A 6,967-nucleotide genomic window follows, 5' to 3' on the forward strand; every position below is an offset into this window, starting at 1 on the left:
CACCCCGCCCCCACCAACAAACTTTTTGCCGCAAACCCTATCTAACCCTCTGCCGATTGCCTCAGTTGATTCCCATCCACATCAGGTAATTTTAGTTGCTCGCCATGGAAATCTGGATTATTTTACGTTTTTCAATCGCCGCTGCCATTATCGCTTTAGTTTGCTGGTCTTTAACCAGTGCCGTGCGCGATAGTTGGCAAGTTGCGCTACGGATGCACTCCATCCCTTGCTCCCACTGCCGCTACTTTACCAACGATTATCGCCTCAAATGTAGTGTACAACCCAGGAGCGCCAACACCGAACAAGCGATCGACTGTGGCGATTATTTTCCCGATGCCTAGTTTGCCATAATACCGAAAAGCTTTTCGAGATGGTGCGAAATTTGCTAGTCTAGGCTAAATAGGTCTGAAATAGTATAGAAACGTGGATACAATTATTGGTCGGGGCAAAACAGCCCGTAGAGCTTACGGTATCGATGAAATCGCACTTGTACCTGGAGTGCGAACCCTCGATCCTAGTTTAGCCGATACCCGTTGGTCTCTCGGCAATATCGAGCGGGAAATCCCGATTATCGCCAGCGCTATGGATGGGGTGGTGGATACTAAAATGGCCGTCCTTCTCTCCGAGTTGGGGGCGCTAGGGGTACTAAACCTCGAAGGTATTCAAACTCGTTACGAGGATCCTAACCCGATTCTTGATCGCATTACCGCAGTCGGCAAAGCAGAATTCGTCGGTTTAATGCAGGAACTCTACGCAGAACCGATTAAACCGCAACTAATCGAGCTTCGTATCCAAGAAATTCAAGAAAAAGGCGGTATTGCGGCAGTTAGCCTCACCCCTGCCGGTGCCGTCAAATACGGTGCTATCGTTGCCCAAGCAGCGGCCGATATTCTCTTTGTCCAAGCAACCGTCGTTTCCACTGCCCATTTATCCCCGGAAGCTATCACCCCCCTCGATTTAGTGCAACTGTGCCAAGAAATGCCCATTCCCGTGGTTTTGGGCAATTGCGTCACCTACGAAGTCGCCCTTAACCTGATGAAAACTGGGGCAGCCGGGGTTTTAGTCGGTATCGGTCCCGGGGCTGCCTGTACTTCTCGCGGCGTTTTAGGGGTGGGAGTTCCCCAGGCCACTGCTGTGGCCGATTGTGCCGCCGCTAGGGACGATTTTTTCCGAGAAACCGGTAAATACGTCCCCGTTATTGCCGATGGCGGCATTATTACCGGCGGTGATATCTGCAAATGTATCGCCTGTGGCGCCGATGCGGTGATGATTGGTTCTCCCATTGCCCGGTCCGTGGAGGCACCGGGCCGCGGTTTTCACTGGGGTATGGCCACACCTAGTCCGGTTCTACCCCGGGGAACCAGGATTAGTGTGGGCAGTACGGGAACTATTGCCGAAATCCTCGTAGGACCAGCAAAATTAGATGATGGTACTCATAACCTCCTAGGGGCGCTGAAAACCAGTATGGGGACTTTAGGTGCTAAGAACTTAAAGGAAATGCAACAGGTGGAAGTGGTGATTGCTCCCTCGCTGCTGACGGAGGGTAAAGTCTATCAAAAAGCCCAGCATTTAGGTATGGGTAAATAAAAGTTATCAGTGAACAGCGATCGGTTATCATCAGTGTTAAGTTTTTGATTTGTGCTGGAGATGGGTTTTTTGCTTGGTATGACCATCCCCTTCAGGTTCGGTTCTACCGACTGCCACTATCTCAAAAAACTGTTAAATTGGAAGAACCAAAAGGATAGTTTATAAAAAAATTGAGTTAAGGAGATCAAAGGTGTATAGAGAAAACGATCGCCCTCACAATTTATTCGGTACCGATAGTGAATTTTCCGAGAGTTTGTGGCAGTATGTGCAGACCTTAAGTCCCGAAACAATCGCCCAACTCTCGAAACCAGAATCCCAAGAGGTTTTTCAAGTGATGGAACGCAACATTATCGGACTCTTGGGCAACCTTCCTTCCGAACATTTCGGTGTCACTATCAGTACCAGTCGCGAACATCTGGGCCGGTTATTGGCCTCTGCAATGATGAGTGGTTACTTTCTCCGCAATGCTGAACAGAGAATGAATTTTGAAAAATCCCTCGCTAGTCTCCAGAGCGGTTCCAGCGATTTTTAAAGTTGAGCGGTATTTATTTGGAAAGGAAAAAAGAGGCAATCAGCTATTAGTTATCAGTTGTCCAATTTTAGTTATTTTTTATTGTATTAATTAGCCATATAACTTTTATCTGACTAATAACTGATGACTGATAAGTAGGTAGGCGTTAAAAATTATCAGATGCCCCCTTATCAAGGTGGATCCCCCCGCCTATCGGCACCCCCCTTATCAAGGGGGGCAGGGGGGATCGAACCTAAAATCCATTTTTAATTTAATTATAACCAGCTACTTAACTGATAACTGATTAAAGACAGTTTTGCTGCCAGAGTAGCTCTTTTTCGATTCCTTGTTTTTCTCCGGGAGGTACAGTCCTTTCCCGCATAATATAAAGTTGCAGGGATTTAATCTGTTGATCACTACCGTGCTGCTGATTCCAGTTTTGACAGAGATAATGACCAAACTCTCCATAAACTGACCGACCAATAGCTCGATTAAGATTAATAAAATATTGTCGCCACTGCATGGTTTTATACAAACGATTGCGATCGCTATCCGTGGGTTTATCCCAAATTACCGGCTGTCCTTCTCTAAATAAATCTACCGTGGAACCATCGACTAATTGACTGACTGCCACAAACCAAGCATCATCTCGGGGAGGACCAGGGGCAAAAATACTCCAATATTGGTCCAAACGGGTAACTCTTGCCAGAATATCAATTGTATTAAAAGTACGACGGGTGAGCAAGCGATCGAGGGATTGAACTAAAGGTGTATTTAAATCACCCCTATCGACCGATTGCCGGACAAAACTGCGTAAATTCCAGATACTGGTCAACAATAAGAAGAAAATTACCAAAATATTTAAGGGTAAAGAGGATTTAATCGTCAGGGGACGAAACTTGAGAGGTTTAGTGAAATTGCCCATAAAACGACGATGGGAGGCAATCCACTCATAAATTCTCGTTCCTAGGGTCATGAGGGGCGGTAAACGCAAAATTGGGGCTAAAAACCAGAAAATCGGCGAAAGACTGACAACATAAACCAATGCTGACCATTTAAACCAGCGTTTTCCCTGCCAATCTTCCACTACCCAAGAATTTTGGGCCACCATATCCTCGTATATTGAGGGGTTATCTTGCGCGACTAACAGGGGAGTGCCGGGTAAAATAAGAAAAGTGCGGAGAAGATGAACAACTTTCTTACAAAATCCACAATCTCGATCGTAATTAATCCTTAAACCTTCTCTTTCTGGGGTTATTATCCGTTTTTGTCCCCAATCCCAGACAAGACTAGGTATGATCGGCAACCAATGGGTGACACTCAAAAACGGGAAAATTCCCAGATGAAAACTGAGAGCAAAACCGATATGTAAAAGAATAAACGAGAGAATAGCGACTATTTTAAAGAAACTATTGCGAAAGGGAATAAAAATTAGCAGTGGACCCACCCATTCAAAGATTAACGCTGAAAAGGTCAGGATTTTTAGTAATTGTTGCGGCAAAGATAGTAAGAAACCAGCAAAAGCAGTACCGTATTGATCGTAACTGAGAGAGTAATAAACGGCCGTACCATCGGGCCACCAAGTCTCACTTTTGGTTTTAAAGGCCGCTGACCACATATAGATATAACAAATTTGTATCATCAAAGCCACCGTGGCAGCCGAAACTACGCGCTTGGGTAAGGGGTTGGGATTGGTGTTTAAGGCACTTTCCACGGAATAACAAGCGCCGAGGGGTAAAAACATCGCCCAGAATAATACTGCCCGGATTACGTCATCAGCGGCAAATAGTAACAGGGGGTTGCGATGATGTAAAGAGACGATTAGCACCCAAGTGGCGATCGTGGCTAAACGGGTATGATAGCCAATTAAGAGCAATAATGCGATCGCTATAGCGACAATAAACAGGATACTCTGCACCAGCACCGAGTCACTGAGAGCAAAAATAGACCAGTAAAAAGGACTAGCAGAGACTTTTGATAAGCTTCCTAGAGGTAAAACTCCTAATTCGCTGTAATGGGCAGTTACTTGGCTAAAACGAACTGATAAATCGACTAAAACCACTAACGCCAAGGCAATGCGAAATAAAGCCAGCGATCGCAGGTCAAACCCGAAAATCTCTGCCAGTCTTTGTCTAAATGATTTTGCCATTATCGCCATAGGATGATGATTCCCTCCACTTTTTCAATAAACCTACTTTATAGCAAGTAAAAAGGCCAAAGGCAAAAGAAAGCTGTATTCTCCGAGTCAGTATTCAGGAGATTATTTTTATTTATTCTTCTCTCCCATCTCCCATCTCCCTCATAGGTATAGGTTTTTTACATTAGAACTCTTGCGAATTAATTATATGTCATAATTATAGGTTAACTATTTTTTTTTGGAAAATTAGTTAGTACATTTCTTCTGAATGAAAACCTGAAGTTTTGCTTTTAACTCAAAACTCTTTAGATATGCTTTAATTTGGTTGTCAAAACCTCTTTATTTAAGCATCACAAACTTTATCAATTATAAAAATTGAGAATAAATTCTCCTTGACTTGATTAATGTTTGGCAACTTTTAAGAAGCTGCTACACCTAACTCACACTTACAAACAGCCGCCAACAGGTTAGGGACTTGCGCTTTGATAATGTACCTTTTGGGCGAACGCAGTTCGCCCCTACATTGTGAACAAAATCCGTCACTGAGTTAAAAAGGAAAATTGAGGTAGAATAAATGAGTGTTATCCTGTTAAAATCGAAACTACAGCATCGATCAAGGAGTGAAACAAATATGCCGGCGGGCTATGAAGAAAATCCCAGAATGCCCCTAGATAAAGTTATTTTTGTTATTGCTTGCATCTATCTAGGTTGGGTGGTGGCATGGCTAATCAGTCAAAAAAATGCCCCTATCTCTCAAAATGGCACGATTTCCCAGGAAGATAAAAAATTTATTGCCTATCTGCAATCATCCCTTGCTATTATTGATCGGCAAAGTCAAACTTCATCCCCCGATCCCAATCCTGCTGCCAAAAATAACCCTTCTCCAGTAGTGCCAGTTCTACCAGCACCACCCGCTAATTTACCGGTTAATAATACTCCCCAGATCATAGAAAGAATTTACGTTCCTGTTTATCCCCAAACCCCTGAAACTACTGCCAAACTTGTCCCAGTTACACCCTCAAGTCGCGACATTGCTGCACCACCATTACCGGCTGCCCCCGAGGTGAAACCGCCGGTGGCAGCGGTTATTCCTACCAATAATCAGGTGAAAAATACCCTGGTGGGGGTGATGGATTTAGGCGATCGATCTACAGCTTTATTTGATAATAAGGGCATAACTACCCGTATTTCTCCGGGGGAATTTGTCAACGGTTGGACTTTAGTGGAAGTTGGCAATCAACAGGTTATTTTGTCTCGCAATGGCCAAACAAAAGTCCTAGAAGTGGGACAATCTTTTTAGGTTAAACGACGGATAAATTCCAAGGGTAAACCGTCTGTATCGGCAATAAAGGTGACTTCATAGATATGATCGCCGATCATCTGTTGTTGGGGGGGCAAAAGAATATTTAAAGGTTGATATAAATTGGCATCCTCTTGATGGGCTTGCTGAAAGTTATTTGTTAATTTTTCTAACCATTCTGGTAAATTGCTGACATTTTCTGTTAGGTCAAAAGACAAGTGATAATAACCGACATAATGCTGATCACCAAAGGCATCGGGGGCGGGTTTCGGTTGGGGAATTTGGATTAATTCGATGCGTCCGTTTAACCCCGTTAGCCAACAGGCCAAAGTATAACCTGTGGTGAATCTTTCCTCTAGGTTAAAACCGAGAAGTTGGTAAAAAGCGATCGCCCGATGGATATTAGCCGTCCGAATAGAAGCATGGTGCATTTTCAGTGATCAGTAATCAGTCAAAAAGACGAAAATAGGGATAACGTTTGGGAACCCCCGGTTCTTTTTCCAGATCAAAGTTAATTACATCCCAACAGGGTTCATCGGGGGCATCGGGACTAAATTCTACTGGTAAACCGTAGAGACGGGGAATAGCGGCTTCACCCAGTTCATTACCGCGCCAAGTGGTGTTACGTTCTAGGTAGGAACTAACTAAATCCCGATAACGGTTGGCAATAATTACTTTAGTCGCTTTAAATCCTTGGGTATAGAGGCGATCGAGTGCTTCGTGAATCTCAAAACGAATACCATCCGGGTGAGTGTGTTGACGATACCACTCACCATTCCAGAGTCGCCAATGTCGTCCTGACTGCAAGTGAACCAACTCACCCGTTTTGGGATCGGCTTCAAAAGCCCCATGGCGCGGACACAAATAGGTATCCGTCAAAGTGAGGGCGGGGATTAGCTGCCGACAGTGAGGACAATGGATATCGGGGCCAAAAACAGGGTATTGTAAACTTGCATTGATCATGGAAGAACCTAAACTAAAAATTGTTATCTTTGTACCAATAATCCTATATATATTATACCCAACCAAATTGGACGGGTATTCTCTTTCGACTTTAGTGCAGATCCTCCCATGTCTTTAGATAACTTAAGATCAACTTCTAATTTCTGGCCGATTGTCGATGTCAGTCAAGCGGCTTTTATCGCCCCTAATGCCACGGTAATGGGCGATATTTCCCTAGCTGTGGGGGTGAGTGTTTGGTATGGGGCGGTATTGCGTGCCGACGTGGAACGCATCGAAATTGGGTCCTATACTAATATTCAAGATGGGGCGATCCTACACGGAGATCCAGGCAAAATTACTATCCTTGAAGATTACGTTACCATCGGGCATCGGGCGGTAATTCACGCAGCCCATATTGAACGCGGTTGTTTAATCGGCATTGGGGCAGTGATTCTCGATGGTGTGCGCGTCGGGGCGGGTAGTATTGTCG

The 6,967-nt window shown here is 44.5% G+C and carries 8 protein-coding genes; 5 read left to right on the forward strand and 3 right to left on the reverse strand.

Going from position 1 to position 6,967, the window contains the following annotated elements; translation table 11 throughout:
- The first annotated feature begins 104 nt into the window (after positions 1-104).
- The 3 genes from IQ224_RS19980 to IQ224_RS19990 all read left to right on the forward strand — a co-directional run bounded on the left by IQ224_RS19980 (position 105) and on the right by IQ224_RS19990 (position 2,119).
- Positions 105-341 (forward strand): hypothetical protein, encoded by a 237-nt coding sequence (locus IQ224_RS19980; RefSeq protein ID WP_002747417.1) that lies wholly within the window; start codon positions 105-107, stop codon positions 339-341.
- A gap of 82 nt (positions 342-423) precedes the next feature.
- On the forward strand, positions 424-1,587 hold the full coding sequence (locus tag IQ224_RS19985; RefSeq protein ID WP_002747415.1) for a GuaB3 family IMP dehydrogenase-related protein: 1,164 nt from the start codon (positions 424-426) through the stop codon (positions 1,585-1,587).
- 190 nt (positions 1,588-1,777) lie between these two features.
- Positions 1,778-2,119: a DUF760 domain-containing protein gene (locus IQ224_RS19990; protein ID WP_002747411.1), complete on the forward strand. Its 342-nt coding sequence runs from the start codon at positions 1,778-1,780 to the stop codon at positions 2,117-2,119.
- Between the two features lie 283 nt (positions 2,120-2,402).
- Here IQ224_RS19990 and IQ224_RS19995 read toward each other — a convergent pair whose 3' ends face one another.
- A complete protein-coding gene (locus IQ224_RS19995; protein WP_002747405.1) occupies positions 2,403-4,256 on the reverse strand; it encodes a hypothetical protein in 1,854 nt (617 codons plus the stop codon).
- Positions 4,257-4,866: 610 nt separating this feature from the next.
- On the opposite strand from IQ224_RS19995, the gene IQ224_RS20000 reads away from it, so the two are divergent.
- Entirely contained in the window at positions 4,867-5,535 is a 669-nt protein-coding gene (locus IQ224_RS20000) for a hypothetical protein (RefSeq protein ID WP_002747404.1), read from the forward strand.
- Here the strand turns inward: IQ224_RS20000 and IQ224_RS20005 are convergent.
- Together IQ224_RS20005 and IQ224_RS20010 are read right to left on the reverse strand one after the other, a co-directional pair.
- Entirely contained in the window at positions 5,532-5,966 is a 435-nt protein-coding gene (locus IQ224_RS20005; RefSeq protein WP_002747403.1) for a VOC family protein, read from the reverse strand. The two genes, IQ224_RS20000 and IQ224_RS20005, sit on opposite strands and share 4 nt — an antisense overlap.
- A gap of 16 nt (positions 5,967-5,982) precedes the next feature.
- A complete protein-coding gene (locus tag IQ224_RS20010; protein ID WP_002747401.1) occupies positions 5,983-6,498 on the reverse strand; it encodes a TIGR02652 family protein in 516 nt (171 codons plus the stop codon).
- Between the two features lie 108 nt (positions 6,499-6,606).
- Between IQ224_RS20010 and IQ224_RS20015 the strand changes: the two genes are divergently transcribed.
- On the forward strand, positions 6,607-6,967 hold a 361-nt coding region (locus IQ224_RS20015), incomplete at its 3' end, for a gamma carbonic anhydrase family protein (protein ID WP_194033405.1).

Source organism: Microcystis sp. LEGE 00066 (assembly GCF_015207925.1).
Taxonomy (GTDB): domain Bacteria; phylum Cyanobacteriota; class Cyanobacteriia; order Cyanobacteriales; family Microcystaceae; genus Microcystis; species Microcystis ichthyoblabe_A.